Origin of the sequence: Streptomyces drozdowiczii, assembly GCF_026167665.1 — a bacterium.
GTDB lineage: Bacteria > Actinomycetota > Actinomycetes > Streptomycetales > Streptomycetaceae > Streptomyces > Streptomyces drozdowiczii_A.
Map to the genome: position 1 here is coordinate 1,957,093 of NZ_CP098740.1, position 15,385 is coordinate 1,972,477.

At 71.8% G+C, this 15,385-nt stretch carries 13 protein-coding genes, 5 tRNA genes and 5 pseudogenes; 7 read left to right on the forward strand and 16 right to left on the reverse strand.

The window, feature by feature from the left end; genetic code table 11:
- Positions 1-35: 35 nt before the first annotated feature.
- Positions 36-1,673, reverse strand: coding sequence for a DAK2 domain-containing protein (locus NEH16_RS08650; protein WP_265540794.1), 1,638 nt, complete (start codon positions 1,671-1,673; stop codon positions 36-38).
- 279 nt (positions 1,674-1,952) lie between these two features.
- On the opposite strand from NEH16_RS08650, the gene rpmB reads away from it, so the two are divergent.
- The gene (rpmB, locus tag NEH16_RS08655) at positions 1,953-2,138 is read left to right on the forward strand and encodes a 50S ribosomal protein L28 (RefSeq protein ID WP_026171429.1); all 186 of its coding nucleotides are present in this window, start codon (positions 1,953-1,955) and stop codon (positions 2,136-2,138) included.
- Between the two features lie 97 nt (positions 2,139-2,235).
- Here rpmB and thiD read toward each other — a convergent pair.
- Together thiD and NEH16_RS08665 are read right to left on the reverse strand one after the other, a co-directional pair.
- Positions 2,236-3,044 (reverse strand): annotated as a pseudogene (gene thiD, locus NEH16_RS08660) (bifunctional hydroxymethylpyrimidine kinase/phosphomethylpyrimidine kinase).
- A 30-nt stretch (positions 3,045-3,074) separates the two neighbouring features.
- Positions 3,075-4,043 carry a thiamine-phosphate kinase gene (locus tag NEH16_RS08665; RefSeq protein ID WP_073963746.1) on the reverse strand — a complete coding sequence of 323 codons (969 nt, stop codon included), beginning with the start codon at positions 4,041-4,043 and terminating at the stop codon, positions 3,075-3,077.
- A gap of 240 nt (positions 4,044-4,283) precedes the next feature.
- Between NEH16_RS08665 and NEH16_RS08670 the strand changes: the two genes are divergently transcribed.
- Complete coding sequence (locus tag NEH16_RS08670) at positions 4,284-4,517, forward strand: Lrp/AsnC ligand binding domain-containing protein (RefSeq protein ID WP_073963747.1); 234 nt, start codon at positions 4,284-4,286, stop codon at positions 4,515-4,517.
- A gap of 20 nt (positions 4,518-4,537) precedes the next feature.
- Positions 4,538-5,020, forward strand: coding sequence for a DUF3515 domain-containing protein (locus NEH16_RS08675; protein WP_242441936.1), 483 nt, complete (start codon positions 4,538-4,540; stop codon positions 5,018-5,020).
- A 57-nt stretch (positions 5,021-5,077) separates the two neighbouring features.
- On the opposite strand, the pseudogene NEH16_RS08680 reads toward NEH16_RS08675, so the two are convergent.
- From NEH16_RS08680 to NEH16_RS08690, 3 genes and pseudogenes are all read right to left on the reverse strand, one after another.
- Positions 5,078-6,234, reverse strand: a pseudogene (locus NEH16_RS08680) (D-alanine--D-alanine ligase family protein).
- 79 nt (positions 6,235-6,313) lie between these two features.
- Positions 6,314-7,324 carry an NAD(P)H-dependent glycerol-3-phosphate dehydrogenase gene (locus NEH16_RS08685; RefSeq protein WP_265540801.1) on the reverse strand — a complete coding sequence of 337 codons (1,011 nt, stop codon included), beginning with the start codon at positions 7,322-7,324 and terminating at the stop codon, positions 6,314-6,316.
- Entirely contained in the window at positions 7,321-8,073 is a 753-nt protein-coding gene (locus tag NEH16_RS08690) for a lysophospholipid acyltransferase family protein (protein WP_073963750.1), read from the reverse strand. The genes NEH16_RS08685 and NEH16_RS08690 overlap by 4 nt, the downstream gene beginning before the upstream one ends.
- Before the next feature lie 162 nt (positions 8,074-8,235).
- Between NEH16_RS08690 and cofC the strand changes: the two genes are divergently transcribed.
- Together cofC and NEH16_RS08700 are read left to right on the forward strand one after the other, a co-directional pair.
- Positions 8,236-8,919, forward strand: a complete 684-nt coding sequence (gene cofC / locus NEH16_RS08695) for a 2-phospho-L-lactate guanylyltransferase (protein ID WP_073963751.1) — start codon at positions 8,236-8,238, stop codon at positions 8,917-8,919.
- Between the two features lie 9 nt (positions 8,920-8,928).
- Positions 8,929-9,131 (forward strand): annotated as a pseudogene (locus NEH16_RS08700) (hypothetical protein).
- 120 nt (positions 9,132-9,251) lie between these two features.
- Here NEH16_RS08700 and NEH16_RS08705 read toward each other — a convergent pair.
- From NEH16_RS08705 to leuC, 4 genes and pseudogenes are all read right to left on the reverse strand, one after another.
- Positions 9,252-9,916, reverse strand: a pseudogene (locus NEH16_RS08705) (HU family DNA-binding protein).
- Between the two features lie 142 nt (positions 9,917-10,058).
- A complete protein-coding gene (locus NEH16_RS08710; protein WP_018102425.1) occupies positions 10,059-10,286 on the reverse strand; it encodes a hypothetical protein in 228 nt (75 codons plus the stop codon).
- Between the two features lie 104 nt (positions 10,287-10,390).
- Positions 10,391-10,983: pseudogene (leuD, locus tag NEH16_RS08715) on the reverse strand (3-isopropylmalate dehydratase small subunit).
- 2 nt (positions 10,984-10,985) lie between these two features.
- Positions 10,986-12,413: a 3-isopropylmalate dehydratase large subunit gene (gene leuC / locus NEH16_RS08720; protein WP_265540804.1), complete on the reverse strand. Its 1,428-nt coding sequence runs from the start codon at positions 12,411-12,413 to the stop codon at positions 10,986-10,988.
- A gap of 174 nt (positions 12,414-12,587) precedes the next feature.
- On the opposite strand from leuC, the gene ndgR reads away from it, so the two are divergent.
- Complete coding sequence (gene ndgR, locus NEH16_RS08725) at positions 12,588-13,304, forward strand: IclR family transcriptional regulator NdgR (protein WP_073963755.1); 717 nt, start codon at positions 12,588-12,590, stop codon at positions 13,302-13,304.
- Between the two features lie 88 nt (positions 13,305-13,392).
- Here the strand turns inward: ndgR and NEH16_RS08730 are convergent, their stop codons facing one another.
- Positions 13,393-13,884: a DUF4188 domain-containing protein gene (locus NEH16_RS08730; protein ID WP_107426795.1), complete on the reverse strand. Its 492-nt coding sequence runs from the start codon at positions 13,882-13,884 to the stop codon at positions 13,393-13,395.
- Positions 13,885-13,986: 102 nt separating this feature from the next.
- On the opposite strand from NEH16_RS08730, the gene NEH16_RS08735 reads away from it, so the two are divergent.
- Positions 13,987-14,628, forward strand: coding sequence for a MerR family transcriptional regulator (locus tag NEH16_RS08735; protein WP_265540807.1), 642 nt, complete (start codon positions 13,987-13,989; stop codon positions 14,626-14,628).
- Positions 14,629-14,698: 70 nt separating this feature from the next.
- Here the strand turns inward: NEH16_RS08735 and NEH16_RS08740 are convergent.
- The 5 genes from NEH16_RS08740 to NEH16_RS08760 form a co-directional block, all read right to left on the reverse strand.
- Positions 14,699-14,774: transfer RNA gene (locus NEH16_RS08740), tRNA-Glu, on the reverse strand.
- A gap of 27 nt (positions 14,775-14,801) precedes the next feature.
- Positions 14,802-14,873 (reverse strand) — tRNA-Gln (locus NEH16_RS08745).
- Positions 14,874-14,885: 12 nt separating this feature from the next.
- A tRNA-Glu gene (locus tag NEH16_RS08750) sits at positions 14,886-14,958 on the reverse strand.
- A 60-nt stretch (positions 14,959-15,018) separates the two neighbouring features.
- Positions 15,019-15,091 (reverse strand) — tRNA-Glu (locus NEH16_RS08755).
- A 27-nt stretch (positions 15,092-15,118) separates the two neighbouring features.
- Positions 15,119-15,190 (reverse strand) — tRNA-Gln (locus NEH16_RS08760).
- Positions 15,191-15,385 lie beyond the last annotated feature (195 nt).

A 15,385-nucleotide genomic window follows, 5' to 3' on the forward strand; every position in this document is an offset into this window, starting at 1 on the left:
TCGGGCGCCGCCCGGGCCGGTCGTCGCGCCGGGTGCTACTCGACGCCGATCAGCAGCGGCGCGCCCTGGTGGCCGCCCCGGTAGGTGGTGGTGTCCACGGCGAGGTGCCCGTCGCGTACGTGCTGTTCCAGGGCTTCGGCCAGCGTGGGCGGGGTGTTCTCGCCCAGGACCAGGGTGACCAGTTCGCCGCCGGCCGCGAGCATCCGGTCCAGCACCTTGCGGGCGGTGCCGGGGACGTCCTGGCCGATGACCGCCACGTCGCCGTCGATGAGCCCGAGGACGTCCCCGGCCTGGCAGATGCCCGCCGTGGTCCAGGACTGCCGCTCGGCGACGGCCAGTTCGGCGTAGCGGGTGGCCCCGGCGGCCGAGGTCATCGCGACCACGTCCTCGTCGAAGCTGCGGTCCGGCTCGTGGACGGCGAGGGCCGCGATGCCCTGGACGGCGGCCCGGGTCGGGATGACGGCGACCCGGACGCCCTGGGCCCTGGCCTGTTCGGCGGCGGCGGCCGCGGTGTGCCGCAGCTCCGCGTCGTTCGGGAGGAGGACCACCTCGCGGGCGTGGGCGCGGCGGACGGCGTCGGCCAGTTCGCCGCTGGCAGGCGGTTCGCCGGGCCGGGCGAGCACGGTCGTCGCCCCGGCCTCCTGGCAGAGGGCGGCGAGACCGTCGCCCGGGACGACCACGACGACCGCGCGCCGGGCGGGCTCGGGGCGGGCGTGGGCGCGGTCGGCGGCGAAGTGGGTGATGCGGATGCGGTACGGGCGGCCGGCCTCGACGCCCGCCTCGACCGCGGCGCCGGCGTCGTCCACATGGACGTGGACGTTCCACAGCCCGTCGCCGCCGACCACCACCAGGGAGTCGCCGAGGGCGTCCAGCCGGCCGCGCAGCCGCTCGACGGCCTCGTCGCCCGCTTCCAGGAGGTAGATCACCTCGAAGGCGGGGCCGCCGCCGTCCCCGTCGTCGCCCGCCGGGCACTCCGTGTCGTCGCCGCCGACCGGGACGAACGGGATGGGGGCCTCGTACGGCCGCTCCGGGCCCCGCCCCGACACGGCTTCGACCAGGGCGCCGAGGAGGGTGACCAGGCCGCGCCCCCCGGCGTCGACCACCCCGGCCCTGGCGAGGGCGGGGAGCTGTCCGGGCGTCGCGTCCAGGGCGGCGCGGGCGCCTTCGTAGGCGGCCCGGGCCACTTCGGCCGTGTCCGCGCCGGGTGCGGCCTGTCCGGCGGCGGCGGCGGCCCGGTCCGCGACGGTGAGGACGGTGCCCTCGACGGGGTGGGCGACGGCCTCGCGGGCCCAGGCGGCGGCCCGGTCGAGGGCGAGGCGCATCCGGTCGCCGCCGGTGCCCTCCGCGAGGACGCCGGCCATGCCGCGCAGGAGCTGGGCGAGGATCGTGCCGGAGTTGCCGCGGGCGCCGATGAGGGCGCCGTGGGCCATGGCTCGTACCGCGTCGGCGGCGGAGGGGACCGAGGTGCCGGTCGCGTGGGCGGCGAAGACCGCTTCGACGGCGGCGGCCGCGGATTCCACGGTGAGGTAGAGGTTGGTGCCGGTGTCCCCGTCGGCGACGGGATAGACGTTGATCGCGTCGATCGCCTGCCGCTCCCGGCCGAGCGCTTCGAGGGCCAGGGAGCACCAGCTCCGTACCGCGACGGCATCCGGTTCGTCGGCGGTCTGCGGCACCTCGGGTCCTCCTCGGACGGGACTCGGAACGGGGACTCGTGACGGGGGCGGGGCGGCTGGCTGCACCGCAGGTTAGCCCCGGTCGGAGGGTGCGGGCGGTCCGGGGGCCGGGAGGGCGGGGCGGAAGACATGGTAGTTTCGTATCTCCGGAGCAGGCGTTGTATGCTGCTTCGGTTGCCCGACGAGAGTCGGGACATTCCCCCGGTACCGCCACTTCAGTCCTTGAATCCGGCGTACCGGAATTCACTGTAAGTGCATCTGAAGTCTTTGGAGTGACCCGTGGCTGCCAACTGCGACGTTTGCGGCAAGGGGCCGAGCTTCGGCAACAACATTTCGCACTCGCACCGCCGTACGTCCCGTCGCTGGAACCCCAACATCCAGCGCGTGCGTGCCGTGGTCGGTCGGACGCCGAAGCGGCTCAACGTCTGCACCTCGTGCATCAAGGCCGGCAAGGTCGCGCGCTGACGTTCCCGTCGTAGCGCAGCCCTACCGGTTGCCCGAAAAGCCGGTCCACCTCGGTGGACCGGCTTTTTGCTGTGCCCGTACGGGGCACTCCCCGGGGTCAGCCCGCTTCGCGCAGCCGCCAGCCGTGGCGGACCGGGCCGATGCCCGTGCCCAGCGGGAAGCCCGCCTCGATCGCCCCGGTGACGTACGCCTTCGCGGCCCGGACCGCGCCGGGCACATCGGCGCCCCGCGCCAGGTGGCTCGCGATGGCGGAGGCGAGGGTGCAGCCGGTGCCGTGGGTGTGGCGGTTGTCGTGGCGGGGGGCGCGCAGCCAGTGCTCCTCGCTGCCGTCGGTGAGCAGGTCGACGGGCTCGCCGGGCAGGTGGCCGCCCTTGACCACGACCCAGCGGGGCCCGAAGGCGAGCAGCGCGGCGGCGGCCCGGCGCATCCCGGCCTCGTCGGTGACGGCGATGCCCGTGAGCTGCGCCACCTCGTCCAGGTTGGGCGTCGCCACGGTCGCGACGGGGAGCAGCTTCGTACGGACGGACTCCAGGGCGTCGGCGGCGAGGAGCGGGTCGCCGTGCTTGGAGACGCCGACGGGGTCCACGACGACGGGCGCCGCGGTGTCCGCGAGGAGTTCCGCGACGGTCTCCACGAGCGGGGCGGACGCCAGCATCCCGGTCTTGACGGCGTCGACGCCGATGTCGTCCACGACGCTGCGGTACTGGGCGCGGACCGCCTCGGGGGCAGCTCCCAGGCGCCCTGGACGCCGAGGGAGTTCTGCGCGGTGACGGCGGTGAGCACGCTCATCCCGTGCGTGCCGAGGGCGAGCATCGTCTTGAGGTCGGCCTGGATGCCCGCACCGCCGCCGGAGTCGGATCCGGCGACGGTGAGCACGCGGGGCGGTACGGGGGTGGTTATCGGCATACGCCGCAATCTACTAGGGCCGGACAGAGGCTAGGCGTCCTCGATGTCGCCGAAGTGGTCCCAGCCGTTCTTGCTGGTCCAGGGCGCTCCGTCGACCGTCACCTGGGGCAGGGCCGAGGGGTTGAGGACCTCGCCGATGACCTTCCAGCGGGCCGGGAGCTTCACGTCGGGCGGGAAGGTGGCGACGATGGCGTGGTCCTCGCCGCCGGTGAGCACCCACTGCATGGGGTCGACGCCGACGGCCTGCCCGATGTCCGACATCTGGGACGGCACGTCGATGAGCCCGGACCGCAGGTCGATGCGGACCTTGCTGGCCTCGGCGATGTGTCCGAGGTCGGCGACGAGCCCGTCGCTGACGTCGGTCATGGCGGTGGCGCCGAGCCCGGCGGCCGCGGGGCCCGCGTGGTAGGGCGGTTCGGGGCGGCGGTGGGCCTCCACGAAGGCGCGCGGCGAGCGGAAGCCCCGGGAGAGCACGGCGTATCCGGCGGCGGACCAGCCGAGCCAGCCGGTGACGGCGACGACGTCCCCGGGCTGGGCGCCGGCCCGGGTGACGGGTTCGTGGTTGCGCAGGTCGCCGAGGGCGGTGATCGAGACGGTGATGAGGTCGCCGCGCACGACGTCCCCGCCGACCACGGCCGCCCCCGCGACCTGGCACTCGTCGCGCAGTCCGTCCATCAGCTCGGCGGCCCAGGTGACCGGGAGTTCGGCCGGGACGACGAGGCCGAGCAGGAGCGCGGTGGGCACGGCGCCCATGGCGGCGATGTCGGCGAGGTTCTGCGCGGCGGCCTTGCGGCCCACGTCGTACGCCGTCGACCAGTCGCGCCGGAAGTGCCGTCCCTCCAGCAGGATGTCCGTACTGGCCACGACCCTGCGGTCGGGGGCGGTCACGACCGCGGCGTCGTCGCCCGGGCCGAGCCGGACCGCCGGAGTGGTGGTGAGCCGGGACGTGAGCTCCCTGATGAGCCCGAACTCCCCCAACTCGCCCACGGTTGCCTTCACCGAGTGTCACCTCTCATCTGTCGGGCCGGACGCTCCGGCCTGTCCCCCGTGCGCGCCGCCCCACTCGCGGTCGCGTGCCGTCTCTGCTGTCGGTACTGTCAAGAGTTACGTCAACTTGCGCGTTCCGTACGCCACGCTGAGGACGTCATCCGGCCCGCGGGTCTCCCCGCTCCGCGCGGCGACGCGATAACGTGGCGTCCCTTTCCCCCACATGATCCTCGTGGCCGCCCTGGAGGTTCCGTGGTACAGGCGTACATCCTCATTCAGACCGAGGTGGGCAAGGCGTCGACCGTCGCCGAGACCATCTCCGAGCTCCCGGGAGTCATCCAGGCAGAAGACGTCACCGGTCCGTACGACGTGATCGTGCGCGCCCAGTCCGACACGGTGGACGAGCTCGGGCGCATGGTGGTGGCGCGGGTCCAGCAAGTGGACGGCATCACCCGAACCCTGACCTGCCCGGTCGTTCACCTGTAGCCCCCGTCTACGCTGGGCCGGTGACGTCCTTCGGCCGCCGGCTCCTCCGCCCCGTGTTCCTCGGTCCGTCCGCCGCCCTGGTGCTGCTGGCGGGCTGTTCCGGGGGCGACGCGACGGCGTCGGTCACCGTGCCCTCCCCGTCCCCGGAAGCCGCAGCCTACTGCCGCGCGCTCGACGGGGAACTGCCGGACACCGTCGGCGGTCTGGAGCGGAGCGACCCCGAACCGGCATCGGAGCTGACCGCCGGGTGGGGGGACGGGGCGATCGTACTGCGCTGCGGTGTGGAGCGCCCCGCGAAGATGGACGACGACCAGTCGAAGGGCATCACCGCGAGCGGCGTCAACTGGATGCTGGAGCAGCGGGAGAACGACGGGCCCCGGCTGACGACGACCCTGCGCAAGACGTACGTCGAGGTGTCGCTCTCGGAGGCGTACGCACATGACACGACGCCGCTCGCGGCGTTCGCCCCGGCGGTGAAGAAGACGATCCCGAACCGGTTCTAGGGTGTGCGCCCGCGCGGAGCGCGGTGAGCGCACACCCTTCGCCGTGTCCCGGTGCGGTCAGCGCAGTCCGGTCGGCCGGTTCAGCGCGGCCTGGATGAGGCGGTCCACCAGCTGCTGGTAGCTGACGCCGCTCTCCTGCCACATGCGCGGGTACATGGAGATCGGGGTGAAGCCCGGCAGGGTGTTGATCTCGTTGATGACGAAGCGGCCCTCCTCGGTGAGGAAGAAGTCGGCGCGCACCAGGCCCTCGCAGGAGCACGCGTCGAAGGCTTCGACGGCGAGCCGCTGGACCTCGGCGGTCTGCTCCTCGGTGAGCGGCGCCGGCACGATCCCGGAGGCGGCGTCGATGTACTTGGCCTCGAAGTCGTAGAAGTCGTGCGCGGTGACCGGCGGGATCTCGGCCGGGACGCTGGCGCGCGGCCCGTCCTCGAACTCCAGGACGCCGCACTCGATCTCGCGGCCCCGCAGCAGCGACTCAACCAGGAATTTCGGGTCGTGGCGGCGGGCCTCCTCGATGGCCGCGTCCAGACCGGAGGCGTCCTCGACCTTGGTGATGCCGATGGACGAGCCGGCCCGGGCGGGCTTGATGAAGAGCGGCCAGCCGTGCTCGTCGGCGAAGCCGGTGACGCGCTTGCGGACGGCGGCCGGGTCGTGGTCCCACTCGCGGGGCGGACCACCAGATACGGGCCGACGGCGAGGCCGAAGGAGGTGAAGACGCGCTTCATGTACTCCTTGTCCTGGCCGACGGCCGAGGCGAGGACGCCGGCGCCCACGTACGGCACACCGGACAGCTCCAGGAGTCCCTGGAGGGTGCCGTCCTCGCCGTACGGGCCGTGCAGGACGGGGAAGACGACGTCGACCTCGCCGAGCGCCTTGGGCACCGCGCCGGGCTCGGTGTAGACGACTTCGCGGCTGCCGGGGTCGACGGAGAGCACGACCCCGCCCTCCTCGGACTCGGCGAGCTGCGCCACGTCCGGCATGGTCCGGTTGGCGATGGCCATGCGTTCGGGTGCGTCGGCGGTGAGCGCCCAGCGGCCGTCCGTCGTGATGCCGATCGGCAGGACGTCGTACTTGGTCCGGTCGATGGCGTTCAGGACGGCGCCGGCCGTGACCACCGAAATGCCGTGTTCGGAGCTGCGGCCGCCGAACACGACGGCCACGCGCGGCTTGCGGAGCTGCTGCTCCGGGCTCTGGGGGAGGTTCTCGCTGCTCATATCGCGATGAGCGTACCTGCTGGTACCGGCCGAGTCAGCGCGGCACGGGCCGCCCGGGGCGGGTGGGCCCCGGGTGGCGTCAGTGCCGTTCGGCCTTGGCGCTCCGCGACATCAGCTCCTTGACCGCGACCTTGGGCGGCTTGCCCTCGTGCACGATGCTGACGATGGTCTCGGTCAGCGGCATCTCGACGCCGTGCCTGCGGGCCAGGTCGAGCACCGATTCGCAGGACTTGACGCCCTCGGCGGTCTGCTTGGTGGCGGCGATGGTCTCCTGGAGCGTCATGCCGCGGCCGAGGTTGGTGCCGAAGGTGTGGTTGCGGGAGAGCGGCGACGAGCAGGTCGCCACCAGGTCGCCGAGCCCGGCGAGTCCGGAGAACGTCAGCGGGTCGGCGCCCATGGCCGCGCCCAGCCGGATCGTCTCGGCGAGGCCCCGGGTGATGAGGGAGCCCTTGGTGTTGTCGCCGAGCCCCATGCCGTCCGCGATGCCGACGGCGAGGCCGATGACGTTCTTGACGGCGCCGCCGAGTTCGCAGCCGACCACGTCGGTGCTGGTGTACGGGCGGAAGTACGGGGTGTGGCAGGCGGCCTGGAGGCGCTGGGCGACGGACTCGTCCCGGCAGGCGACGACGGCCGCGGCGGGGCGGCGTTCGGCGATCTCCTTGGCGAGGTTGGGTCCGGTGATGACGGCGATGCGGTCCGGGGAGACCCGGGTGACGTCCTCGATGACCTCGCTCATCCGCTTGGCGGTGCCGAGTTCGACGCCCTTCATGAGGGAGACGAGCACCGTCTGCGGCTCCAGGTGCGGGGCCCAGTCGGCGAGGTTGGCGCGCAGCGTCTGGGAGGGCACGACGAGCACCGCGTAGTCGGCGCCGCGCAGCGCCTCGGCCGCGTCCGTGGTGGCCCGGACCGATTCGGGCAGCTCGATGCCCGGCAGGTACTCGGGGTTGGTGCGGGTGGTGTTGATGGCCTCCGCGACCTCGGCCCGGCGGCCCCAGAGCGTCACTTCGCAGCCCGCGTCCGCGAGGACGACGGCGAAGGCGGTACCCCAGGAGCCGGTTCCGAAGACGGCGGCCTTGGCGGGGTGCGTCACGTAAGTCCCTCTCCTTGGGCCTTGCGCCGCTGTTCGGCGCGGGCCTTGCGGTGATCGTAGGGCTCGGCGGGTGCCTGCTGCCCGCGGATCTCCTCCAGCTGCGCGGTGACCGCGCGCATGATGACCTCGGTGGCCTCGCGCAGCACCTCGGGCGTCGGCTCCCGGTCGTAGAACCGGGAGAGGTCGACGGGCGGCCCGGCCTTGACCCGGAGGGTCTTGCGGGGCAGGAGGCGCAGCTTCTTCTCGGTGGCGTACGGCGGCATCGCCTCGTTGGCGCCCCACTGCGCGACCGGGATGACGGGGGCCCGGGTCATCAACGCGACGCGGGCGGCGCCGGTCTTGCCGGCCATCGGCCACATGTCGGGGTCCCGGGTGAGGGTGCCCTCGGGGTAGAAGCAGACGCACTCGCCGCGCTCGATCGCGTCGACGGCGGCCCGGAAGGCGTCCATCGCGTTGGTGGTCTCGCGGTAGACGGGGATCTGGCCGGTGCCGCGCAGCATGGTGCCGACGAAGGCGCCCTTGAAGAGCCCCGCCTTGGCGAGAAAGCGCGGCACGCGGCCGGTGTTGTACTGGAAGTGCCCGTACGAGAGCGGGTCCAGGTACGAGTTGTGGTTGACCGCTGTGATGAATCCGCCGTCGGCCGGAATGTGTTCCGTTCCCCGCCAGTCGCGCTTGAACAGAACCACCAGCGGCGGTTTCGCGATGACCGCCGCCAGGCGGTACCAGAAGCCGATTCTGCGGCGGGACACTCGGACACCTTTCCTCTGTGAACAAGACCGTGGAGCTGTCTGCTGTCTGACTACCGAGGGTCAAGTCTCGCCCCAGGCCCCTGCTCTGTCGAGAACACCGTACGCCTCGCCCCGGGGAGCGCCCCTCCGGGTCGGCGCACCGGCAGGCGAGAATAGGCGGCGATGCGTATCGAGGGAGGGACCGCCACGAACACCGACCCGGCCGGCCGCTGGTCCCTGGTCGTCCCGTTGAAACCCCTGGCGCGGGCCAAGAGCAGGCTGGCGCCCGCCTCCGGCGCGCTGTTGCGCCCCCGGCTCGCCCTGGCCTTCGCCCGTGACACGGTGGCCGCCGCGCTGTCCTGCCCGGACGTGGCCGATGTGGTGGTCGTCACGGACGACCCGGCGGCCGGGGCGGCGCTGGCCGCGCTCGGCGCCCTGGTCGTGCCCGATGCGCCGGGGGCGGGGCTCAACGCGGCCCTCGCGCACGGTGAGCGGGCGGTCCGGGCGGGCAGGCCGGGGGCGCCGCTGGCCGCGCTCAACGCGGATCTGCCCGCGCTGCGCCCGGCGGAATTGTCCCGGGTCCTCGAATTCTCTGCCGCTTTTCCCCGCGCATTTGTTCCCGATGCGGCGGGAATCGGGACGACATTTCTGTCGGCTGCTCCGGGAGTGGAATTGCGGCCCGCATTCGGCGGCCCGTCGCGGGTGCGCCATCTGGCGTCGGGCGCGGTGGAAATCACGCTGCCGGGGATCGATTCGGTGCGCCGGGACGTGGACACCGGCGAGGACCTGCGGGTGGCGCTGGACCTGGGCGTCGGTCCGTTCACGGCGGGCCGCTGGGCCGCCGGGGCGGTCGGCCGGGACCGCTAGTCTGCTCGCATGCAGGCGACCTCGTACACGTACGACCCCGAGACGCGGAGCGGCAGTGTGCTGCTCGACGACGGCACCCCGGTGGACTTCGACGCGGCGGCCTTCGACGCGGGCGGCCTGCGGCTGCTGCGGCCGGGGCAGCGGGTGCGGATCGAGGGCGAGGGCGAGGGGCCGGGCTGCGGATCAGCCTGGTGACGCTCCAGACGTTCTGAGCCTGCCGGGCCTTCTGGGCCTTCTGGGCCTTCCGGGTGGCCGTTCCCCGGACAGCCCGCGGGCCGGGCTCCCCGAGGGGAGCCCGGCCCGGCGCGTGTGGGGGCCTGTGCGGCCCGGTCTCACTTCTTGCGCGCGGTGGCCTTCTTGGCCGTGGTCTTGCGCGCGGTGGTCTTCTTCGCGGGCGCCTTCTTCGCCGTGGTCTTCTTGGCGGGCGCGGTCTTGGCGGCGGTGGTCTTCTTGGCCGCCGTCGACTTCGCCGCCGCCGGGGTGGCCTTCTTCGCGGCGGCCGTCGTCGTCTTCTTCGCCGGCGACGCCTTCTTCGCGGTGGTCTTCTTGGCCGCGGCGGTGGTCTTCGCCGGGGTGGCCTTCTTGGCGGTGGCCTTCTTCGCCACGGCCTTCTTCGCGGTGGCCTTCTTCGCGGCGGCCTTGGCCGTCGTACGGGCGGAAGAACCGCCGGAGAGGCTGCCCTTGGGGCCTTCTTCACGGCCACGTCGTTCTTGGGGAGCTTCTTGGAGCCGCTGACCAGGTCCTTGAAGCCCTGGCCCGCGCGGAAGCGGGGCACCGAGGTCTTCTTGACCCGCACGCGCTCACCCGTCTGCGGGTTGCGCGCGTAGCGGGCGGGGCGGTCGACCTTCTCGAACGAGCCGAAGCCGGTGACCGAGACCCGGTCCCCCGCGACAACCGCACGGACGATCGCGTCGAGCACCGCGTCGACGGCGTCCGCGGCCTGCTGCCGGCCGCCGACCTTGTCGGCAATCGCTTCTACGAGCTGCGCCTTGTTCACGTCTTCCCCTTCGGAGACATTGCCGGAACGAATCTGTCCGGCTTTTTCGCACGTTAGGCAGATATATACCGCAAATCAAACACGAAACGGGCTAATCACCCTAGTGCCGCAACGAAGTCGACCGCCGCGCAGTTCTGCGGAGTCAGTCACCTTCGGGGAATCGGCCCTCGTCGAGGTCCTTCATCAACCGGTCCAGACGCCTTGCCGCGCCCGGGAGATCGTGCTTCGCCGTGGCCGTGACGACCAACAGCTTCCGGTTCAACGCCATCCTTACGCCGTCCGGGACTTGCAGTGCGCGCACCCGGGAGTGCGCTTCCTTCAATTGGTCGGCGACTTGGCCGTAAATCTTGAGTTGGCTGTCGCGTTCCATGCACCGATTGTGCCATCTGGGGCGAGTTGTCGCCCGACGGGGTCCCAACAAACGACTGCGCCCCCTACCAGAAGGCAGGGGGCGCAGTCCTGAAAACGCGCTGATCAGGCCGGAATTGTGCGGGGCTTGTAGGACGGCCGGGCCGCCTCGTAAGCCGCGATGTCGGCTTCGTTCTGAAGGGTGAGGCTGATGTCGTCCAGGCCGTTCAGCAGCCGCCAGCGGGCGTTCTCGTCCAGCTCGAAGTCGGCGGTGATGCCCTCGGCGCGGACCTGCCGGGCCTCCAGGTCGACCGTCACCTCGGCCGTCGGGTCCGCCTCCGTCAGCTCCCAGAGGGCGTCGACGGTCTTCTGGTCCAGGACCACGGTCAGCAGACCGTTCTTCAGCGAGTTGCCGCGGAAGATGTCGGCGAACCGGGCGGAGATGACGGCCTTGAAGCCGTAGTTCTGCAGCGCCCAGACGGCGTGCTCGCGGGAGGAGCCGGTGCCGAAGTCGGGGCCGGCCACCAGGACCGACGCGCCCTGGCGCTCGGGCGGTTGAGGACGAAGTTCTCGTCCTTGCGCCACGCCTCGAAGAGGCCGTCCTCGAAGCCGTCCCGGGTGACCTTCTTGAGCCAGTGGGCGGGGATGATCTGGTCGGTGTCCACGTTGCTGCGGCGCAGCGGAACGGCCCGGCCGGTGTGCGTGGTGAAGGCTTCCATGGTTATCGGACTCCGGCAGGCGTACGGGTGTCGGACAGGTCGGCGGGCGAGGCCAGACGGCCCAGCACCGCGGTGGCGGCGGCCACCTGCGGGGAGACCAGGTGCGTACGGCCTCCCTTGCCCTGCCGCCCCTCGAAGTTGCGGTTCGAGGTGGAGGCGGAGCGCTCGCCGGGGGCCAGCTGGTCGGGGTTCATGCCGAGGCACATCGAGCAGCCCGCGTGCCGCCATTCGGCGCCGGCGGCGGTGAAGACCTTGTCCAGGCCCTCGTCGACCGCCTGGAGGGCGACCCGGACGGAGCCCGGGACGACCAGCATCCGTACGCCGTCGGCGACTTTGCGGCCGTCCAGGATCGCGGCGGCGTTGCGCAGGTCCTCGATGCGGCCGTTGGTGCAGGAGCCTACGAAGACGGTGTCGACACTGATCTCGCGCAGCGGCTGGCCCGCGGTCAACCCCATGTACTCCAGGGCCTTTTCGGCGGCGTTGCGCTCCGAGGCGTCCTCGTACGAAGCCGGGTCGGGGACGTTGGCCGACAGGGGCGCGCCCTGGCCGGGGTTGGTGCCCCAGGTGACGAACGGCGCCAGCTCGGCGGCCTCGATGACCACCTCGGCGTCGAAGACCGCGTCGTCGTCGGTGCGCAGCGTCTTCCAGTACGCGACGGCGGCGTCCCAGTCCTCGCCCCGCGGGGCGTGGTCGCGGCCCTCGAGGTAGTCGAAGGTGGTCCGGTCGGGGGCGATCATGCCCGCCCGCGCGCCGGCCTCGATCGACATGTTGCAGATGGTCATCCGGGCCTCCATCGAGAGCTTCTCGATGGCGGAGCCGCGGTATTCGAGGATGTAGCCCTGGCCGCCGCCGGTGCCGATCCGGGCGATGATCGCCAGGATCAGGTCCTTGGCGGTGACGCCGTCGGGCAGTTCGCCGTCGACGGTGATCGCCATCGTCTTCGGGCGGGCCATCGGCAGCGTCTGGGTGGCCAGTACGTGCTCGACCTGGCTGGTGCCGATGCCGAACGCGAGGGCGCCGAACGCTCCGTGCGTGGAGGTGTGGGAGTCGCCGCAGACCACGGTGGTGCCGGGCTGGGTCAGGCCCAGCTGCGGGCCGACCACGTGCACGACGCCCTGCTCGACGTCGCCCAGCGGGTGCAGCCGGACGCCGAACTCCGCGCAGTTCTTCCGCAGCGTCTCCAGCTGGGCGCGGGAGACCGGGTCGGCGATCGGCTTGTCGATGTCGAGGGTCGGGGTGTTGTGGTCCTCGGTGGCGATGGTGAGGTCGAGCCGCCGCACCGGGCGCCCGGCCTGCCGCAGGCCGTCGAACGCCTGGGGACTGGTCACCTCGTGCAGCAGGTGCAGATCGATGAAGAGGAGGTCGGGCTCGCCCTCGGCGCGCCGGACGACGTGGTCGTCCCAAACCTTCTCCGCGAGTGTCCTACCCATCGCTTTCCCTCCGGCCGGCGTCATCGCCGGCCCAACTAGAGATTCGGTGCGCCCCCGTCCGGACCCCCGTACGGGGCGGTGGCTACGGGCCGTTGTGGGGCCGCCGGTACAGGTTCGCAACTTCCCGGGAAAATTGAACTTGCGTTTCACAGAGTGAGACGCGAGTATCGTCGTATGGACAACTCTAGCGGCGTCGGCGTTCTCGACAAGGCGGCTCTGGTATTGAGCGCCCTGGAGTCCGGGCCGGCCACCCTCGCCGGGCTGGTCGGGGCGACCGGGCTCGCACGACCCACGGCCCACCGGCTGGCCGTGGCACTGGAACACCACCGGATGGTGGCGAGGGACATGCAGGGCCGGTTCATTCTCGGCCCCCGGCTCTCCGAGCTGGCGGCGGCGGCCGGTGAGGACCGCCTGCTGGCCACCGCGGGGCCGGTGCTCACGCATCTGCGCGACATCACCGGCGAGAGCGCCCAGCTCTACCGGCGCCAGGGCGACATGCGCATCTGCGTGGCGGCGGCGGAGCGGCTGTCCGGACTGCGGGACACCGTGCCGGTCGGCTCCACGCTGACCATGAAGGCGGGCTCCTCCGCGCAGATCCTGATGGCCTGGGAGGAGCCGGAGCGCCTGCACCGCGGCCTCCAGGGCGCCCGCTTCACGGCGACGGCGCTCTCCGGCGTACGGCGGCGCGGCTGGGCCCAGTCGATCGGTGAGCGCGAGCCGGGCGTGGCCTCGGTCTCCGCCCCGGTGCGCGGCCCGTCGAACCGCGTGGTCGCCGCCGTCTCGGTCTCCGGACCGATCGAGCGGCTGACCCGTCACCCGGGCCGGATGCACGCCCAGGCGGTCATCGACTCGGCCGCGCGGCTGAGCGAGGCGCTGCGCCGCAGCGGCTGAGCCCCGGCCGCGCCTCCCCCTCCCCGAGGCCGCCCCAGCGTCGTGGCGGCCCCCTTCGCGACGCCCCCCTTCTCGGCGCCTCACCGCCTCACTTCGCGCCGGAGACGCCCGACCGATGCGCGAGCCGGTCCGCCGCACTGCGGCCCCGCCCCTCGATCGGCAGCGACCCGGTCGCCGCGGCCAGTCCGTACGCCGGCATGTCGGCGTAGACGGACTCGTAGCCGCCCTCGGGCACGATGTAGGTCTCGTGCCACAGCCCTACGTGCTGCCGGGACTTCTTCTCCTTGCGGTTGAGCATCGCCCACGCCTTGCGGTGGAACATGTCGGGCGCCGAGGCGTACGCGTACAGCTTCTCCTTGGACTCCCAGTACTGGACGACGTAGTACGTCCTCGGGGAGCCGGACAGCAGGACGTGGCCGAGCAGCCCCCTGGCCCGGTCCGCCTTCAGCTCCCGCAGCATGCGCAGCATCGCCAGCATGACCGGCAGCCAGTGGTGCACACCCCTGAAGTGGTTGATCCGCATGCCGATCAGCAGGACGACGACCTCGCCCTCGGCTGCGGCGGTGGTCCGTCCCGGCATGATGTTCGCGAACACTGGGCCCCCTGGCAGGCGTGGGATAGCGACACTGTCCAATGGTGGGATAGTGGCACTGCCCAAGGGTGGACGCAAGGGAAGGACGGCATGCGCCTCTCGGAGTTGAGCGAGCGGAGCGGCATCTCGACCGCGACGATCAAGTACTACCTGCGCGAGGGGCTGTTGCCGCCGGGAGAGCGGGTGAGCGCGACCCAGGCCGAGTACGGCGAGGGCCATCTGCGCCGACTGCGCCTGGTCCGGGCGCTGGTCCAGGTCGGCCGGCTGCCCATCGCCACGGCCCGCGAGGTGCTGGCCCATGTGGACGACGAGTCGCTGGGCCGTACGATCCGGCTGGGCGCGGCCCTCTGGGCGCTGCCGCACGGGCCCGAGCCGGACGAGCAGGCCCCCGAGACCGCGGCGGCGCGGGCGGAAGTCGACGCGCTCCTCGACCGGTTGGGCTGGACGGGCGCCCGGGAGATCGGCGAGCTGTCCCCCGTCTACCGCTCGCTCGTCGCGGGTCTGGCCACGCTCGCCCGCCTCGGCTATCCGTACGAGAGCGCGCAGTTGGAGGAGCACGCGCGGCTGATGCACGAGGTGGCCGTCCGGGACCTGGACCAGATGGAGACCTGCGCGACGCGCTCCCAGCAGGTGGAGATGGCGGTGGCGTCGGCGGTGCTGCACGAGCCGTTGCTGGCGTCGCTGCGCAGGCTGGCCCAGGAGGAGGAGTCGGCCCGGCGGTACGGGTATTGAGCGGGGCGGCCCGTGCCGCGTACAAGCGAAAGGCCCTTCACCGGAGTGAAGGGCCTTCGCCTCTTGCCTGTGGTACCCCCGACCGGATTCGAACCGGCGCTACTGCCGTGAGAGGGCAGCGTGCTAGGCCGCTACACAACGGGGGCTTGTCCTACAACTTGCTCTGTACTGCGCTGGGCTACCAGGACTCGAACCTAGAATGACGGTACCAGAAACCGTAGTGTTGCCAATTACACCATAGCCCATGGTGTTGCAAGTACCCCCGACCGGATTCGAACCGGCGCTACTGCCGTGAGAGGGCAGCGTGCTAGGCCGCTACACAACGGGGGCCCTAGCGATCCTGCATCGAGACCGTGGGTGCGACCCAGATGATCTCGCGGGAAGGATCTGTACCCCCGACCGGATTCGAACCGGCGCTACTGCCGTGAGAGGGCAGCGTGCTAGGCCGCTACACAACGGGGGCTTGTCCTGCAACTTGCTCTGTACTGCGCTGGGCTACCAGGACTCGAACCTAGAATGACGGTACCAGAAACCGTAGTGTTGCCAATTACACCATAGCCCACTGAAACGCAACCCCTGGGGGTCTTGTTTCTGTCTGCGCTTCCCGCCGGATCTTTCGGCCCGCTCGGGCGGCGCAGAAAGAACATTACCCGAAGGTGTCCGACGCTCCAAAACGGGTATCGCCCACGCGGTCGGCGGCGATGGCTCCGGCGGCCCTCCGCACAGCGGGACGGGCCCGGCGGCCGCGCTGTGCGGC